Annotated in this window: 16 protein-coding genes; 3 read left to right on the plus strand and 13 right to left on the minus strand. The window is 49.0% G+C overall.

From position 1 onward, the window contains the following. Nucleotides 1-16: 16 nt before the first annotated feature. The 13 genes from galT to CVT49_11715 form a co-directional block, all read right to left on the minus strand. Complete coding sequence (gene galT, locus CVT49_11655; protein ID PKK82838.1) at nucleotides 17-1,018, minus strand: galactose-1-phosphate uridylyltransferase; 1,002 nt, start codon at nucleotides 1,016-1,018, stop codon at nucleotides 17-19. Nucleotides 1,019-1,120: 102 nt separating this feature from the next. Then, nucleotides 1,121-3,127 carry a hypothetical protein gene (locus CVT49_11660; GenBank protein PKK82839.1) on the minus strand — a complete coding sequence of 669 codons (2,007 nt, stop codon included), beginning with the start codon at nucleotides 3,125-3,127 and terminating at the stop codon, nucleotides 1,121-1,123. Between the two features lie 118 nt (nucleotides 3,128-3,245). Then, complete coding sequence (lepB, locus tag CVT49_11665; GenBank protein PKK82840.1) at nucleotides 3,246-4,352, minus strand: signal peptidase I; 1,107 nt, start codon at nucleotides 4,350-4,352, stop codon at nucleotides 3,246-3,248. A 34-nt stretch (nucleotides 4,353-4,386) separates the two neighbouring features. Continuing rightward, on the minus strand, nucleotides 4,387-4,710 hold the full coding sequence (locus CVT49_11670; GenBank protein ID PKK82841.1) for a hypothetical protein: 324 nt from the start codon (nucleotides 4,708-4,710) through the stop codon (nucleotides 4,387-4,389). Between the two features lie 141 nt (nucleotides 4,711-4,851). Then, on the minus strand, nucleotides 4,852-5,106 hold the full coding sequence (locus CVT49_11675; protein PKK82842.1) for a hypothetical protein: 255 nt from the start codon (nucleotides 5,104-5,106) through the stop codon (nucleotides 4,852-4,854). Next, nucleotides 5,093-5,650, minus strand: coding sequence for a hypothetical protein (locus CVT49_11680; protein PKK82843.1), 558 nt, complete (start codon nucleotides 5,648-5,650; stop codon nucleotides 5,093-5,095). The genes CVT49_11675 and CVT49_11680 overlap by 14 nt, the downstream gene beginning before the upstream one ends. 85 nt (nucleotides 5,651-5,735) lie before the next feature. Then, complete coding sequence (gene recN, locus CVT49_11685) at nucleotides 5,736-7,412, minus strand: DNA repair protein RecN (GenBank protein PKK82844.1); 1,677 nt, start codon at nucleotides 7,410-7,412, stop codon at nucleotides 5,736-5,738. 2 nt (nucleotides 7,413-7,414) lie between these two features. After that, complete coding sequence (locus CVT49_11690) at nucleotides 7,415-9,166, minus strand: DNA primase (protein ID PKK82845.1); 1,752 nt, start codon at nucleotides 9,164-9,166, stop codon at nucleotides 7,415-7,417. After that, nucleotides 9,166-11,526, minus strand: a complete 2,361-nt coding sequence (locus CVT49_11695) for a hypothetical protein (protein PKK82846.1) — start codon at nucleotides 11,524-11,526, stop codon at nucleotides 9,166-9,168. Before CVT49_11695 ends, CVT49_11690 begins: the two co-directional genes overlap by 1 nt. An 81-nt stretch (nucleotides 11,527-11,607) precedes the next feature. Beyond that, nucleotides 11,608-12,252 carry a hypothetical protein gene (locus CVT49_11700; GenBank protein ID PKK82847.1) on the minus strand — a complete coding sequence of 215 codons (645 nt, stop codon included), beginning with the start codon at nucleotides 12,250-12,252 and terminating at the stop codon, nucleotides 11,608-11,610. A 41-nt stretch (nucleotides 12,253-12,293) separates the two neighbouring features. Next, nucleotides 12,294-12,749, minus strand: coding sequence for a hypothetical protein (locus tag CVT49_11705; GenBank protein PKK82848.1), 456 nt, complete (start codon nucleotides 12,747-12,749; stop codon nucleotides 12,294-12,296). A 5-nt stretch (nucleotides 12,750-12,754) separates the two neighbouring features. Further along, complete coding sequence (rpsU, locus tag CVT49_11710) at nucleotides 12,755-12,949, minus strand: 30S ribosomal protein S21 (GenBank protein ID PKK82849.1); 195 nt, start codon at nucleotides 12,947-12,949, stop codon at nucleotides 12,755-12,757. Between the two features lie 113 nt (nucleotides 12,950-13,062). Beyond that, complete coding sequence (locus CVT49_11715) at nucleotides 13,063-13,407, minus strand: histidine triad nucleotide-binding protein (GenBank protein PKK82850.1); 345 nt, start codon at nucleotides 13,405-13,407, stop codon at nucleotides 13,063-13,065. 134 nt (nucleotides 13,408-13,541) lie between these two features. Here CVT49_11715 and motA point away from each other — a divergent pair, with 134 nt between their 5' ends. From motA to CVT49_11730, 3 genes are all read left to right on the plus strand, one after another. Beyond that, nucleotides 13,542-14,396, plus strand: a complete 855-nt coding sequence (gene motA / locus CVT49_11720; protein ID PKK82851.1) for a flagellar motor stator protein MotA — start codon at nucleotides 13,542-13,544, stop codon at nucleotides 14,394-14,396. An 18-nt stretch (nucleotides 14,397-14,414) separates the two neighbouring features. Next, complete coding sequence (locus CVT49_11725; protein ID PKK82852.1) at nucleotides 14,415-15,224, plus strand: hypothetical protein; 810 nt, start codon at nucleotides 14,415-14,417, stop codon at nucleotides 15,222-15,224. Between the two features lie 172 nt (nucleotides 15,225-15,396). Further along, on the plus strand, nucleotides 15,397-16,146 hold the full coding sequence (locus tag CVT49_11730) for a YebC/PmpR family DNA-binding transcriptional regulator (GenBank protein PKK82853.1): 750 nt from the start codon (nucleotides 15,397-15,399) through the stop codon (nucleotides 16,144-16,146). The last annotated feature ends 13 nt before the right edge of the window (nucleotides 16,147-16,159 follow it).

Raw genomic sequence — 16,159 nt, forward strand, 5'->3', positions numbered from 1 at the left:
TGATTGTTGCGGCTTCCTAATCGGTAAGTTTCACCTCGCGGAGATATTGCGCCGACTCCTCGGGTGAAATCGTGTTAATATATATACCCGAACCGATCTCAAATCCGGCGGCGGTGGTAATTTTGGGAATAATGACCATATACCAGTGCTGATGCCGGGTATCCTCGTCGCCGACCGGGGCGGATCGAATTATATAATTATGATCAGGATTTTTCAGGCCGTGATACAATCGGGCCAGCACCTCACGCAGGACCCCCGCCAGCTCGATGATGAGGCTGTCATTTATAAGCATGTAACTGGCGCTGTGATACTTGGGATAGACGCGACATTCAAACGGGGAGCGGGCGGCATAGGGGCAAAAGGCCACAAAATAATCGGTCTCGACAATTATTCGCTCGGCCTGCTTAAGCTCTTCTTTGACCATATCGCAGTAAACGCAATGGCCGGTCGTGTCATAATACTGGACCGCCTGTTCCATCGGGTAACGGACATGAGGCGGGACAATCGGGGTGGCTATTATCTGCGAGTGGGGATGGGCCAGTGAAGTCCCGGCCAGGGGGCCATGATTGCGAAAAATGGTGACGAGATTAACTTTTTGGTTTCTGCTGATCTCGATCTGGCGCTCGCGGTAGGCGCGCAGGATATGTTGAATATGATCGGATTCCATGGTGGCGATGGTCGGGTTGTGAAGCGGGTGTTCCACGACCACCTCGGCAATACCAAAACCATGGGCCGACACGAAGTATCCTTCTCTGGTTCTATGTGTGTCCAGGTCGGGATCAAGCGCGGCAAATTTATTGGGGACAACCCGCACCAGCCATTTACCATCGACAGGGTAAACATATGACGGCTGCAGGGTCAAATCTTCATTGCCCTGACAAAAGGGGCATTTCGCTTCATAAGGGGCGGCTGACTCCCGGGCGGGCGCCGATTTTATAAAATCGGATGGGCGCTTTCCTCGCCCCGGCGAGAGAATCACCCATTCCTTGGTGGCCATATTCTGTCGATATTCAGGCATATTTTCCCGGAATCAGGTTTGATTAATATAGGATATTATAATCTTATAAAACAAGCCGGTCAAGTCCGCTTTTATAAATGAATTTTGGCTTTTGGGCTGATTTTATTTTATGGGCGCGGCGCCTTGTTTCCCGCCGCCCCGGGAAAGAAGATTGGCCATCTGCATGTAAGAATTCAGCTGAAGGTCCATATAACCCGCAATATTCGGAAATGAATCGCGGATATTATGCCTCAGATACGGCTCGTCGGTCAGGTAGTAAAGCCTTTTGACACGATTTATCCAGTTCAAATAATACAGCGAGCCTTCAATCAACCCGGTTTTTTCCTCATCGGAAATAACGGCAAAACCGGGCTCATTCCTGTTAAGGGCAAATTGATCGCGGCCCCAGGAATAAATTTCTGTCTTAATCCCAAGCAGACCGGCCAGGGAGGGAATAATATCCACCTGGCTGGCGGTTCGTCTTATAACCGTCTGGCTGTCGCCCAGCAGCGCCGGTGCATAGAAAAGAAGAGGAATATGGAAACGCTCCGGGACCAGAGGATGGATCGTTCTGTGATGCTGGCTGTGGTCGGCGGTAAAGATGAAGATGGTACTGTCAAAAACCGGTTTCTGCCTTAATTTATTCATGAATTCCCCCAAGGCCCAATCCGAATAATAACAGGCATTCAACATCCGGCTGTTTTCATGCTCTTCTCCGTACTTCATAAATCTGTCATCGGGAATCAGGTATGGTTCATGGTTACTCAGGGTCATGACGGTCAGGTTGAACGGCCTTTTCGTGGAATCAATCCAGTTGATCAGACTGTCGAAGACAACGTGATCCGGGACACCCCATTTGCCGAGGGCATTTTTCGAACCAAAATCACTTTCGCTGAAGAATTTGTCGTATCCCACTTCTTTCAGAAATCCGCGCATATTGTCGAATTCGATATCGCCGCCATAGGCAAAAACGGATTCATAGCCGAAGGGAGCCAGGATTTGGGCAATGCTTGTGAAGGGATTATCGGCGGCATAGCGTTGCATTATTGATCGCCCCGGAAGAGACGGGAAAGAACAAAGAATGGCGGTGATGCCGCGATTGGTCCTGACGCCGTTGGCATAGAAATCGGTAAACAAGATGCCATGGGTGCATAGTTTGTCGAATTCGGGTGTTATTCCGAGTGTCGAACCCAGAGCGCCGGTCTTGTCGGCGCCCCAGCTTTCCATGATAACAATGACAACATTGGGATGAAATCCGTATTTGTCGTTTGAGTCAATAGTTTGTTTCAGATCGCAAAATGCTGCGGCACTATCGGTTTTTATATCCAGCATTTCGCGGACGGTCATGCAGGCCACGTCATTATCGTAAAACGACAACCGGTTTTCTTCTTTTCCAAAGAGCGGTTTGCCGTCCTTTAACTCTTCATAAATCGAACGAGTCAGCGTAAAAACGCTGTTTAGAGACAGTTGACTGACGAATTCATTCTCGCTGAAGAAGGCAAGGCCCCAATCAAGTCCTGTCATTCCCAGGCGACCCCTGATTCCGAAAGTCATGATTACGGCAAGAAGGACATAAGAAACCGTCTTTGATTTCCATCCATGGTAATCGCCTGGCCATGAAAAAGATTTGAATAGTTTTTTTGTCAGAAGCATAAAAGAAACCGTGGCGGCGAACCACAAGAGAATCAAATACCAGGCCCCTTCCGCGGTCGAAGCGGCGTACCACATTAGCCCCGGGTACTCGATATACTCCACCGCCCAGTAATTCAGCCGGCTGTTGAAAGTATCATAAAAGCGAATGTCGGCGCTCGAGGCGAAAAAGATAATTCCAAAGATAATCGAAAGACCCGTAACGAAAATGGTCCGGGTCCTTCTTTGTGCGAATTTTACGAAAGGCAACAGTGATATCAAAAACAGCGGCAGAATGATTATACATAATATGGAACTATCGAAGCGGAACCCGACCCAGAAAGAATGGAGCAACAGTGCGAGAGGGGTATTGTCAACCAGGGGCAGATGAGTCAGAAGAAAGAGCAGCCTGAACAAAGCGAAATAGATGACACCCATGAGATAGACGGCCAGCCAGACGACCGCCTTGTCGGGCAGGAATGACAATTTATTTCTAAGCATCAATTATTCTCGTCTCCAATCGTATTGCCGCCTTCACAAGATTAATAATTAATGAAAAAAGCCGGCATGCGCCAGCTCTTATTCATAATTAAAACAATAAACGACGTTCGGGGCGGAATTATTTGACAGCCATTCCGAGCCGGGACAGGTCCGAGCTCCAGTAAATCCGCATCGCCTTGCCGACAATCATATCTTTGGGAACGGCTCCCCAAAACCTGGAATCATAGGAATTGTCAAGATTATCCCCCATCACGAAATAAGATTCAGAGGGCACCTGGTAGGGCCCGAAATTATCCCGGGTGTTGGCCATTTCCTCGGTGCGGGGGATGATATTATCACTTATATGTTTTGAAGTCGAGGGCAGGGCGGCCTCGACATCGTTGACAAACAGCACCTTGTCTCTGTATTCCACTATGTCGCCCGGAACGGCGATACATCGATCGACATGCATGGTCGTGCTATCGACCGGCCAAATGAAGACTATTACATCATTGGGGGCGGGACCTTCCGTGTTATAGATACCATAATCGGCCAGAATATAATCGCCCGGGATGAGGGCGTTTTCCATGCTTGATGTGGGGATGACGAAGGCTTTGTAGTTCCGGAAGACGGGGAAAGCATAGGATGATATGAACAGGCAGACGAGGAAGATGCCCAGATAGACATAGGACTGATTGTACCAGCCGGGAGTAAATTTCCCGGATGTCCGTTTCGCGGCGCCGTGGGCAAGTTTAATGACAATGATATAATATGCCAGGATTAATATGACAGCCGCCAGAAAATTCAATGGATGGGAATTAACATATATTAGAATTGCCGCGGCGATATTGCCGAAAATAAGAGCGCCGACAAAGAAAATGGCGGCCGCGATCGGCTTGCCGCAATATAGGTGACCAAGGCCGGGCATAAATAATGTGAGCAATGCCGCCAGCCATCCTTTGCGCTTATGCCAACGGGGTGTAAAACTGTCGGTGACCGCCCGGGCGGTTTTTACGGCATGTACAATGGCAAAAATAAAATAGGCCGGGACAATAATAGCGGTAACAAGGAAATTCAGTGGGCGAGAATTCCAATACATCAGGATTGCGGAAGCAATATAGCCGACAGTAATGGCACCGACAAAAAAACCAGCCGCCTCAATTGGCTTTCCGCAATACAGATGACCGAGCCCCGGCATAAGCAATGTCAACAATGCCGCCAGCCATCCTTTGCGCGGTTTAGTCATGTTTATTCCCTTTATTTAATAGATAAAATATTTTTCAACTGTCGTTTTCGACAACGACGGCGGTCCCATACGCCAGAAGTTCTGCCGCTCCTCTCATTATCTCCGATGTCGAGAATCGTATATTCACGACGGCATTTGCTCCCAGTTTGGCGGCCTCTTCGACCATCCTGTCAAGAGACTGTTCTCTGGTTTCCGCAAGCATTTTGGTATATTCCACGACTTCGCCGCCGATAATCGTGCGGAACGATGCCTTGATATCCTGTCCGACATGCCTCGCCCTGATGGTGTTGCCTCTGACCAGACCGAGCATCTTGACAATTTTCATTCCCGGTATTGTTTCGGTATTAACTATTATCATCTTTGAATCTCCTTATAACGGTCGCGTCGATAAGCAAATATCCGTTCCCGAGTGATTGAAACCAAGAGAAAAATTGATCCCAGGATTAGAACTCCGATTCCGACTCTGAGAATCAAAGGCTCCGCCTGATTCAGAAAGAAATTAAAGGATCCATCCGATTCCCAGCTCCAGCCTGCGATAGGTCCCGCGCCAGTAATTTTCCCAGACATGTTCCGGAATATCCGCATATTTCATGGCCCCGGTCACCTCCTTAAGTTGTTGAAACACCTGCACTTTTTTTTGGCATTCAGGGCAGAATTTAAGATGCCTTTCGAATTCGGTCTTCTCCTCGGGGGTTAATTCCCCGTCGGTAAAGCCTGACAACATTATACTGAATTTTTCTTCATGCAAGTTCATGACATAATTTCGCCAATTTTTTGCGCGCGTAATACAGGCGCGACATTACTGTTCCTTTCGGGATATTCAGCAGTCTGGAAATTTCGTCATATGGCATATCCCGAAAGTGTTTCAACATAATTATCTCCCTGTCTTCGAAAGAGAGTTGCGCGAGCGCCTTTTGCAGTATTTGTGCTTGTTCCTTAAGTATCATTTTTGTCTCAGGGTTGGATTCATCCACCAGCAGGAAATCATTTTCTTCCAAATCAACGGCTTTTGAATCCCGTTTTTCGCGGCGCTGAAGATCATCCTTGCAAAGATTGGCGACAATTGAGTAAAACCAAGGGAAAAACTTCTGGTCCCGTTCAAACTTTCGGGCGGACTTAAAGACTCTTATAAATGCTTCCTGCGATATGTCCAGAGCCTCATCCCGATTGCCGACCATTCCCAGCGCCAGATAATATGCCTTTCGCTTATATCTTTCCACAAGCGCTCTCATTGCGGATTTATCACCCTCTGCGATTTCCGCAATCAAAATATTATCTTCTACTTGCGCGACACTCAATTGGTATACCTGTCCGAGGCTGATTTATTCAATGAAAAATGCCATATAATCGGCTAACATCAGGAATACAATAGAATTAGTCAAGTTAAACATTGGCATTTTCGGGAAGGCTGAGCATTCGCTCAATTTCCTTTTTCCTGTCGGCCGAGCCTAAGTGTTTGACGGCCACTATATTTCTTTTGGACCGGTCGGACGATTCGACTTTTTCCACAGCATAATGATCATCGCTCAGGGAGGCTATCTGATGCAAATGCGTAATTACCAGCAATTGTGATGATTTCGCCAGATCGGCCAACCTTGAGGCCACCATCGCCGCAGTCCGGCCGCCGATACCGGCATCGATTTCATCGAAAACCAGCAGCATTTTGTATTTTCCTGATTTTTGCTTATCGGCCGCCTTGAGCGCCAGCATAATCCGCGATATTTCGCCGCCGGAAGCTGTTCTGGCCAAAGGCTTTAACGGTTCACCGGGATTGGCCGACACCAGGAAACGACCGGTCTCAAAGCCTTCGGGAAATGGTCGAATTCTCTTTCCCTCGAATTCCAATCCGACGGGATCGGACTCATAAATAAATTCAAAGTCGAATTTGGCCGAATTAATTCCGACCTGGTTAAGCTCTTTCTCGACCACCCGAGATAATTTTTGCGAGGCTTTTCGTCTTATAGCAGAGATTTCCAGGGCCGTTTCGGTGTAGCGTAAACGCAGTTTTTTTTCGTCGGCGCGAAGGATTTTCAACTGCTCCTCAACATCAATTCTGCGGCCAAGCTGGAAATTGATCTGCCTCAGTGTTTCCAGAATAGCTTCTTCGGAGCCGCCGTATTTTTTCTTGAGTCGATAGATTTCATCAAGCCGGAGATTGATCTGCTCCAGCCGATCAGGGTCGTCCGGAATGGATGACAGATAAGCTTCGATGCGAGTGCGCAATTCTTCAAGATTAATTATGGCGCTCTCCATCAATTCGGTTTCCGGCTCAAGTTTTTTATCGATTGCGGCCATATCGGATAATTCTTTGCGGCAGGTGCCGAGAATATTCAGGGCGGCGTTTTCATCCTGATCGAGAATGCGCAGGATAAGCGAGGCTTTTTCGCCCAGGAGCCGGGCCGAGTCCAGTATTTTTCGCTCGGCCAGGAGTTCTTCCTCCTCGCCAATATTGATTCCGGCCTTTTCAATTTCATCTTTCTGAAAGAGCAGCAGTTCCCGTTCTTTTTTTTCGGTTTCCTTGCGTGACTCCAGACGCTTCAACTGCTGGGCGCTGTTTTGCCAGTCATGGAATACCTGTCGCAACTCATCGACCTTATCGCTCAATCCCGCAAAACGATCAAGAAAACCCAGGTGATTTTTTTCGTCGAGCAGTTGCTGATGCGAATGCTGGCCGAACAGTTCCGCCATGGGACGGGTAATATCGCGTAATTGCGTCAGGGTTACGAGTTGCCCGTTGATGAGACTTTTAGAAGGTTTGTTGAGGACGATTTCCCGCCGCATCGAAATCGTTTTTCGATTATGCTCTATCTCGGCCTGATCGAGTATTTTGATAATATCATCATTGTCCCCGATATTGAAATCCGCCTCGATAACGGCCAGTCCGGTACCGGAGCGGATGTCGGTTTGATCCGCTTTTTCACCGAGAAGCCGGGCGATAGCGCCCACGATAATCGACTTGCCGGCGCCTGTCTCGCCGGTCAGAACATTCATACCCTCCCCGAATTCGATATCGAGCCGGCTGACCAGGGCGAAATTTTCTATATGGAGGTGTTTCAGCATTTCTACTCTTTGCGCCTTTTAATCAGGCCGGCGATTTCCTCGGCCAGTTTCCCGGCAGTTTCATGGTCGCCTTTATCTTCAGCGACTTTAAGTTCCACCTTCAATTTGTCGATAACCCGTTCCCTTCGGTACGAAAGTATTTTCTCGACATAATCTTTTATCATGGGGCGGGCGCGGTCTTTTTCCCAGTCGATTTCGGCCAGCAAAGTCATTTCGGAGACAAGCGAATCATCATCAAGAAAGTTGATAATACTCCCGGCCGACAGGGAGCCATGCTCCTTCAATATCACGAGCATCCGGGAATAAAGCCCGGCATAGGCTTCGGTGTGAAAATCCTCCGGCATCAGCCGGTCGCTGACATCTTCCATGTATTCGGGATAATTCGTAATAAGCGACAGCAGGTCCCGCTCGATATCGGCGACTTTCTTGGGGGGTCTGACTCCGGCGTATCCTTTTCTGGGGACCATATCGATTTTCAAAAGATTGTTAAACGTCCGAACATCGGTTTGCAGCATTTCGGCGGCTTCGGCGATAAAAAGCTGTCTTCGGGTGGTATCGCCGATACGGCCGGCCAACTCGGCCAGTTCCTTGATCAGTTTTTCCCTGGCAATGATTCCCTGTTTTTTTAGATCGATATTTTTTACACGGAACTCCAGATAACGCATAGCATTCTCTTTTAATTTATCGATACCGGCGGCGCCTTCCCTGACAGCCACCGAATCCGGGTCATCGCCTTCGGGCGGAATCATCACCAACACCTCGAGGCCGGCGTCGTAGAGAGCATCGACCGAGCGCAGGGCCGCGGTCTGACCGGCCGAGTCGGCATCGAAGAATAAATAGGCCATATCGGTAAAGCGCGCCAGAAGCCGTGCCTGCTGGGCGGTGAAAGCGGTTCCCGACGAAGCCACCACATTTTTGATTCCGGCCTGGTACAGCGAGATCAGATCGAAATAACCTTCGACAATGATAACCTCATTTTTTTCGCGGATAAGCTGGCGGCTGAAATTGAGACCATAGAGGACATTGCTTTTGGAATAGAGCATTGTTTCCGGCGAGTTGACATATTTGGCCGGTTCCCCTTTTTTAAGGGTGCGCCCGCCAAAGGCAATCGGTTTGCCGCTGAGGTTGAATATGGGAATCATCAATCGCTGTCGAAATCGGTCAAAGTACTTATCATGCTTTTCGGAATGAATTATCAATCCCGCCTTGACCAGTTCATTCGGAAAAAGCTCCTTTTTCAAGGCAAAATTCAAAAAGCCGTCCCATTCCTCGCCGGCCAGGCCAAGCTGGAACAACGCGATCGATTCATCGGTCAGGCGGCGGTTATCCTTGAGGTACTTCGTAATCTGGTTCGTGTATTTCGGGGCGGTCAACATCGATTTGAAATAATTAAGCGCCAACAGGTGGGCATAGTACAACCGATCCAGTTCCTCTTTAGCGGAGCTGTCGATTTTTCTTTCGGGTATGGTAATGCCCGCTTTTTGAGCCAGGAGCTTGACCGCCTCGACGAAACTCATGTTTTCATGTTCCATGAGAAAAGTGAAAACATTCCCGCCTTTGCCGCAGCCGAAACAGTGATAAATCTGTTTATCGGCGGAAACTGAAAACGAGGGTGTCTTTTCGGTGTGAAAGGGGCAGAGGGCCAGGAAATTCCGCCCTCTTTTTTTCAGGCGGACGTACTGCCCGATGATGTCAACGATGTCGCTGGTCTGTCGGACCTGCTCGATGATATTTTCCGGGATGGTTCCAGCCATTATCTCAACTTTACAACGGTTACGCCGGCCCCGCCCTCGTTCCAGTCGCCGAGGCGGATAGAATCGACGGCGGAATGCCGTTTCAAAAATTCGGTTAATTCCTTGCGAAGTTTACCCGTGCCCTTGCCGTGGATAACATAAAGCTGCTGCAGTCCCGACAGCATGGCCGAATCGAGAAATTTATCCAGAGATTCGCGGGCCTCCTCGACCGTCATGCCGCGCAAGTCGATTTCCGGGCCGGGAGCGGACATCTCTCTCAGGCCGCCGGCGCTTTTCAGCTTTTTGTCGGATGCATCCGTGATGATTTTTTTAAGGTCGGTTATATCCACGGTACTCATGATGTTGCCGACCCGCACTTTGCCTTTATTATCGCCGGCCATGCCGACAAACTCGCCCTCGGCCCGCAGGGAAATGACCAGAACCGGGTCGCCCGGCTCCAGTTTATCGGATGGCGCCGGTTTGGGTTGATGCTTCGCCTTCAGCCTTTCCAGAGTCTCCTTCTTCTCCTGAAGGAACTTATGGGCCTGTTTGACGGTGCCGGTTGAAGCCTTGCTTTCCCTGATTTCCTTGACGATGCGTTCCACCTCGCTGCGGGTTTCATTTAGGGTCCTTTCGAGTTCCTCAAGTTGCCGTTTTTTGATTTCGTCAATTTCCTTTTCCAGCTTCTCGATTTTTTCATTGTAATGATTTTCGAGATTGGCGGCATTACGGAGTTTTTCCTCCAGTTCGACTTTATCTTTTTTCAGGACGGAGAGGTCCTTTTCGAGTGATTCGATTAGGCCGGTCAGAGAGCGCTCGCTTTTGCCGATCAGATTGGCGGCATGAGCCGCGATATCCCGCGGCATGCCGAGTCGCTGGGCGATCTCGACCGCGTAGGAGCCGCCGGGGATGCCGGTGTACAGCTTAAATGTTGGCGCCAGCGATTCGCGGTCGAACTCAAATGAGGCGTTCTCGATTTCGGGCTGAATCATCGGCAGTGTTTTCAACTGTGAGTAATGGGTGGTCACGATCAGCTTGGCCTTCAATTCCACCATTTTAAGGATGATGGCTTCGGCGAGCGCGGAGCCTTCCTTGGGATCGGTCCCGGCGCCGATTTCATCAAGTAAAATCAGGCTTGATTCCCGGGCATTCCGGACGGCAAAGATAATTTGCCGCACATGCGAGGAAAAAGTCGAGAGCGACAATTCGATGGACTGTTCATCACCGATATCGGCAATGACACTGTTGAAAATTCCGATTTCGGATTTTGCCTCGGTTGGGATATGCAGCCCGGATTGGGCCATCAGCACCAGCAGGCCGACCGTTTTCAGGGCCACCGTTTTTCCGCCGGTATTGGGGCCGGTTATAATCATGGCCAGCCGGGAGTCATTGAGCGAAAAATCGTTCGGGACGATATCATCGGTTTTCCCGACCCGATAGGCCATAAGCGGATGCCGCGCCTTAATCAACTCGATTTTGCTGTTTTTGCTCATTAACGGCTTATTGCCGCCGATTTTGATCGATAAATTCGCCGAAGCATGAATCGAATCGAGGATGCCGATAATTTCGCAGTTGGCCAGAAGGCGGTCGGCCGCTTCGCCGATCAGGGTGGTAAGATGACGCAGGATCCGATCGATCTCCAGCTGCTCATCCTGGAACAACTGACCGAGCCGATTATTGGCCTCAACAATGGCATTGGGCTCCACGAAAAGAGTTGAGCCGGATTTGGAGCGATCATGAATTATTCCCGAATCGGATTGAAACTGTCCGGCAATGACCGGGATAACATAGCGGCCGTCGCGGACGGTGATGGTGTCATCCTGCCAGCCCGGGGTTTTGTGCCTTTGGGCGAGCAACTCACTCAACCGGCCGGTAATTTTCCGCTTGAGGTCGTATAGATCCATCCTGATCCGCTTCAGTTTTTGCGAAGCGCTGTCCAGAATTTCGCCGTTTTTATCGATGGCCCGATCGATTTCTTTTTTGATTTCCGGAAAGGGGTGAAGTTCGGCCAGATATTTTTCGATCAGCGGGAAATGTTCACGTTCCGATTTGGCATAGTCATGAAGATGGGATGAGAGATCGATCAGTTCCCGGACACGAAGAATCGAGGCCGGGTCAAGATGAATTCCCTCGGTTCGGGACCTTCTGATCATCTCGCGGCCGTCATCAAGGCGGTATAGCGGAATGGCATCGCCGAAAAGGATAATATCCTTCATTTCGGAGACTTCATCGAGCCTTTCGCGGATAGCCTCGATGTCGGTTCCGGGAGCGACTCTTTCGACATTGTCGATACCGTATGCGGTAACGCACAACCCCTTCAAGATGGATATAATCTTGAAGTACTCAAGAACCTCCAGGCTATGTAGGTCAAAATCTTGCATAACATAAATTCACAATAAAAAGGCCGGTATTTCCACCGGCCTGAATATAAAAATTTGTAACGAAAAGGGAAACAGCTTATTTTATATTCCTTTTTCTCCGCTGCCGAATACTTTATCCATCCGATATATAACGCGGTAAACCTGCTCGCGGTTTTTCGATAAATCGGCGAGATCATCGCCGGACAAATCGCTCGGCGGCCGTTGTAAAAGCGTGTTTTCGACTTTTTCCATAAAATTGGGATTCCTGGGATGCAGGGTGGAAGAGCCTTCATAAAGCATCGGGAGGGTTTTTGCAAAAGTTGAGCCGAGAAAAGAATTGTCGAACTCCACGTAAAACTTATCCGGCATCGGGAAAAGGAAAATCATGAAAACCAGAAAGCTGATTATTATCCAGCCCCTGATGGCTCCGACCAGAGCGCCTCCAAGCTGATCTTTTTTGCCCAGGCGCTGCAAGTTGGCAAATTTGTAAAACATGATGCCGAGAATTTTAAATACCGCATAAATAAAGGCAAGGAGAATTATGAAAGACAGTATCGCGGTTATCAGCGGCGAGCCGCCCAACTGTGCATATATTTTCGTGGCAATGATGTCGATATAGTTGATTGAAACGATCACGGCTGCCGTGAGGACCGCCAGAGCCATCAATTCCCGGATCAGGCCCTTTTTGGAACCAATAATGACCGCCGCCACCAGCAGTATTAATAAGATAATATCGACCCAATTCATGATTCAACCTCCTCCCAGGTGCCGAGGGAAACATGCACCTGTTATTCTTTTTCTCCCGACAGCATCCTGCTGACAAGTTGACTGATCAGCTTTCCGTCAGCCAAACCCTTTACTTTCGGCATCAGGTCCTTCATGACCATTCCCACTTTAGCGGCTGAGTCGGCATTCACGGCCGCAATCGACTGCGTGATCAAGTCGCGCAACTCATCCTCGGAAAGCTGTTTGGGCAAATAACACTGGATAATTTCCAGTTCGAAAGTTTCCTTCTCGACGAGATCCATCCGGTTGCCATTGCGGAACTGCTCAATCGAATCCCGTCTTCGCTTGGCCGCACTTGATAAAACGGCGATGATATCCTGCTCGGATAAATCATCGCCGTTTTCAATGCGTCTATATTTGATATCAGATTTTAAGCCCCGGAGGAGGGTAACCTTGTCCTTTTCACCGCCCTTCATGGCTTTTATCAAATCATCGTCAATCTTCTTACTGAGAGACATAGATGCTACTCTTCAGAAAGTTGCAACTTGCGCATTTTTCGCCGCGCAGCATTCAGTTTTCTTTTACGCCTTTCCGACGGTTTTTCAAAGTGCTGATGCTTTTTTATGTCAGTGAGGATTCCGGTCTTCTCACAAAACTTATTAAAGCGGCGTAGGGCTCTCTCAAATGATTCATCATCACGAACCCTGACACCTGTCATCTATATCCCTCCCTTCGGACTCTCATTTGGTTAAAATATTCCATAACATTTAAGTATAACAATTTAACCCCTGATGTCAATATAATATTTCGGCGGGATTAGAGAAAAATCGACTAAAATTGGTCCTGTTTGTAATTTATTTTAATACCACCGGCATTTGACATAAAATGAAAATGGATGTGCGCAACAATCTGCCCCGCGGCGGCCCCATTATTCAGCACCAGCCTGAAGTTTTTCTCCAATCCAAGATCTTTGGCTATTATGCGTGCGGTTTCCAACATCTGAACCGCCAATTTATCGGGAAGTTCCAGGAGGCTGGTGAAATGTTCCTTGGGGCAGATCAGCAGATGAATAGAAGCCCGTGGCAGAATATCGGCGAAAACGATAACTTCATTATTTTCAAGGTATTTTCGGGCCGGTTTTTCACCCCTGATTATCTGGCAAAATATACATTCCATGGCCTCAAAATAGCGTTTTGTCTTATAATTTCCAACAATTTTTAAGGTTTACGGGAGATTTGGTCCATTCCTTCAGTTTCCCCGGGAAATGACGATAATTGTAACAGAAATTATATCTTGCGGTTAGGGGTAGTATGTTAGCTATTATTGGGATCCTTGTCGTCGCCGGCGCCGTCCTGGGTGGTTATATGATGGAAAAGGGGCATTTAATGGTGTTAATGCAGCCGGCCGAGTTTCTTATAATTGGCGGGGCGGCGCTTGGTTCACTCCTAATCGGTTCGCCTGTCAAAGTAATGAAATCGCTGCTCCGGCAGTTGTCCAAGATAATGGGTTCCGGCCCCGGCAAACAGAAGTATATTGACTTGCTGGTTATGATGTATGAGCTTTTCAATGTGGCCAGGAAAGACGGCCTGGTGGGGCTGGAATCTCATGTGGAGCGACCCGAGGAAAGCCCGATTTTGACCAAATATCCCTATTTCATAAAGAATAGTCACGCCCTTCATTTTCTTTCGGACACCATGCGATTGATTATCATGGGCGGTATTCCGGAGCATGATCTGGATGCCATGCTGGACATGGATCTTGAAACGCATCATCATGAAAACCTCCAGCCGTCATCGCATCTGAATCGTATCGGCGATGCCCTTCCGGGCCTGGGAATCGTCGCGGCCGTACTTGGAGTCGTAATCACCATGGGCGCGATCGGCGGCCCTCCCGAAGTCATCGGACATAAAGTAGCGGCGGCGCTGGTCGGGACCTTTCTCGGTGTCCTGCTGTCCTATGGCTTTGTTCAGCCGCTGGCGGTGAATCTTCAGTCCATGAGCGAAGAAGAATCCAAATATTATATTTGTCTGAAACAGGGGCTTCTGGCATTTCATAAGGGCTTTGCCGCTTCCATCGCGGTGGAGTTCGCCCGCCGGGTCATTCCCTCTGACGTTCGTCCCGGATTTATCGAGGTGGAAGAAGCCTGCCGCGGCTCCAAAAAATAATTTAGCTGATTTTTGTCTATGTCTTCGGAAGAATCGAAAAACAATAAGTCGGTTATCGTAGTTAAGAAGAAGAATAACCATGGCGGTCACCATGGCGGGGCCTGGAAAGTGGCCTATGCCGATTTTGTGACTGCCATGATGGCCTTTTTCCTGGTGATGTGGCTGGTTTCCCAATCGGAGGATGTCAAGGAATCGGTCCAGGGGTATTTTCAGGACCCGGTTGGCTTTATGAAATCCAAAGGCCAGGGTCTTAATGATGGCGATTCCTCGCCCGTTAAGGCCAAGGACGGCAAGTCGGTTCTGGCCAGCAAGCTTCAACAGGAGCGGGAACTGCTCCTGGCAGCCAGCAATAATATCAAGACGGCTATCGATAATATTCCGGAACTGGCCGGTTTGAAGGACAATGTCGAAATGGAAATGACGCCGGAAGGCCTTCGCATTCAATTGATTGAATCGGGAAAAGGGGATGGTTCGGACTTTTTCGATCTGGGCAGCGCCCGGTTGAAGAGCCAAACCAGTCTGCTTTTGACGGCGATAGCTTCCGAACTGGGTAAACTGCCCAACTCCATCATTGTCGAGGGGCATACCGATAGCAAGCCCTATTCCGGGACATATGGTTACTCCAATTGGGAGCTTTCTGCCGATCGAGCCAACAGCGCCAGAAAATTGATGGCTTCGGCCGGTCTGCGACAGGATCAGATTGTCGAAATTCGAGGCAATGCCGATAAACGCCCCCGTTATCCCGATGACCCGCTGGATCCCCGAAATCGCCGGGTCGTTATTATTGTCCTGAACGAGGATATCGCGGAAACTTACCGAAAAGCCTGAAATAAGACCGACCCTTAAATTTCAATAAAAAATACCAGGATTATCGGGCCTTTCGCCCGCTTTCTTCTATCATTTTGATATTATCCGCTTGATAAAAAGGTATAAATACATTAGAATTAGTGGGTAAAGTTACGTCGAAGATAAAAATATTTAAATATATCAGGAGGTCACAATGTCCGGCCATTCAAAATGGGCGACAATCAAGCGTAAAAAAGGCAAAGCCGATGCCGAGCGCGGTCGGATGTTTACCAGGCTTATAAAAGAAATTACCGTTGCCGCGCGCGCGGCAGGTGGTGATCCTGACGGTAATCCGCGTCTAAGGACGGCCATAGCCACGGCCAAAGCGGCCAATATGCCTGCGGATAATATTAAGAGAGCAGTGCAAAAAGGAACGGGCGAACTTCCCGGTGTCTCCTATGAAGAAATCACTTATGAAGGTTATGGTCCCAATGGGGTGGCGGTTTACATTGAATGCCTGACCGACAACAAAAAGCGAACCGTGTCCGAAATCAGGCATTTGTTTGCACGCTATAACGGTAATTTGGGCGAGAATGGTTGTGTGGCCTGGATGTTCGATAAGAAAGGCGTCATCAATGTCGATGCCAAAGTTGCCGACGAAGATTCGCTGCTGGAAATTGCCCTCGAGGCAGGCGCCTCAGATTTCGCCAAATACGGGGATATATATGAAATCATCACACCTCCGGGCGAACTTGAAACGGTACGGGCCGCAATCGAGGCGAAATCAATTCCGGTGGCTTCCGCCGAGGCGACCATGATCCCGCAAAACACCATAAAGCTCGAGGATAAACCGGCCGAGACAATGCTGAAGCTCTACGAAGCACTGGAAGAGCACGACGATGTCCAGAGTGTCTATGCCAATTTTGACATCGACGACTCGGTGATGGAGAAGTTGGTCGGCTAGGATCGGCTGATTT

The sequence above is a fragment of the candidate division Zixibacteria bacterium HGW-Zixibacteria-1 genome (genome assembly GCA_002838945.1).
Taxonomy (GTDB): Bacteria; Zixibacteria; MSB-5A5; order GN15; family PGXB01; genus PGXB01.

Coding starts and splice junctions, on each gene's coding strand:
- recN (PKK82844.1), bottom strand. CDS start 7,412: ATGCTGAAACACCTCCATATAGAAAATTTCGCCCTGGTCAGCCGGCTC.
- CVT49_11660 (PKK82839.1), bottom strand. CDS start 3,127: ATGCTTAGAAATAAATTGTCATTCCTGCCCGACAAGGCGGTCGTCTGG.
- CVT49_11715 (PKK82850.1), bottom strand. CDS start 13,407: ATGGAATGTATATTTTGCCAGATAATCAGGGGTGAAAAACCGGCCCGA.
- lepB (PKK82840.1), bottom strand. CDS start 4,352: ATGACTAAACCGCGCAAAGGATGGCTGGCGGCATTGTTGACATTGCTT.
- motA (PKK82851.1), top strand. CDS start 13,542: ATGTTAGCTATTATTGGGATCCTTGTCGTCGCCGGCGCCGTCCTGGGT.
- CVT49_11675 (PKK82842.1), bottom strand. CDS start 5,106: ATGAACTTGCATGAAGAAAAATTCAGTATAATGTTGTCAGGCTTTACC.
- CVT49_11690 (PKK82845.1), bottom strand. CDS start 9,166: ATGGCTGGAACCATCCCGGAAAATATCATCGAGCAGGTCCGACAGACC.
- CVT49_11695 (PKK82846.1), bottom strand. CDS start 11,526: ATGCAAGATTTTGACCTACATAGCCTGGAGGTTCTTGAGTACTTCAAG.
- rpsU (PKK82849.1), bottom strand. CDS start 12,949: ATGACAGGTGTCAGGGTTCGTGATGATGAATCATTTGAGAGAGCCCTA.
- CVT49_11700 (PKK82847.1), bottom strand. CDS start 12,252: ATGAATTGGGTCGATATTATCTTATTAATACTGCTGGTGGCGGCGGTC.
- galT (PKK82838.1), bottom strand. CDS start 1,018: ATGCCTGAATATCGACAGAATATGGCCACCAAGGAATGGGTGATTCTC.
- CVT49_11705 (PKK82848.1), bottom strand. CDS start 12,749: ATGTCTCTCAGTAAGAAGATTGACGATGATTTGATAAAAGCCATGAAG.
- CVT49_11730 (PKK82853.1), top strand. CDS start 15,397: ATGTCCGGCCATTCAAAATGGGCGACAATCAAGCGTAAAAAAGGCAAA.
- CVT49_11670 (PKK82841.1), bottom strand. CDS start 4,710: ATGATAATAGTTAATACCGAAACAATACCGGGAATGAAAATTGTCAAG.
- CVT49_11725 (PKK82852.1), top strand. CDS start 14,415: ATGTCTTCGGAAGAATCGAAAAACAATAAGTCGGTTATCGTAGTTAAG.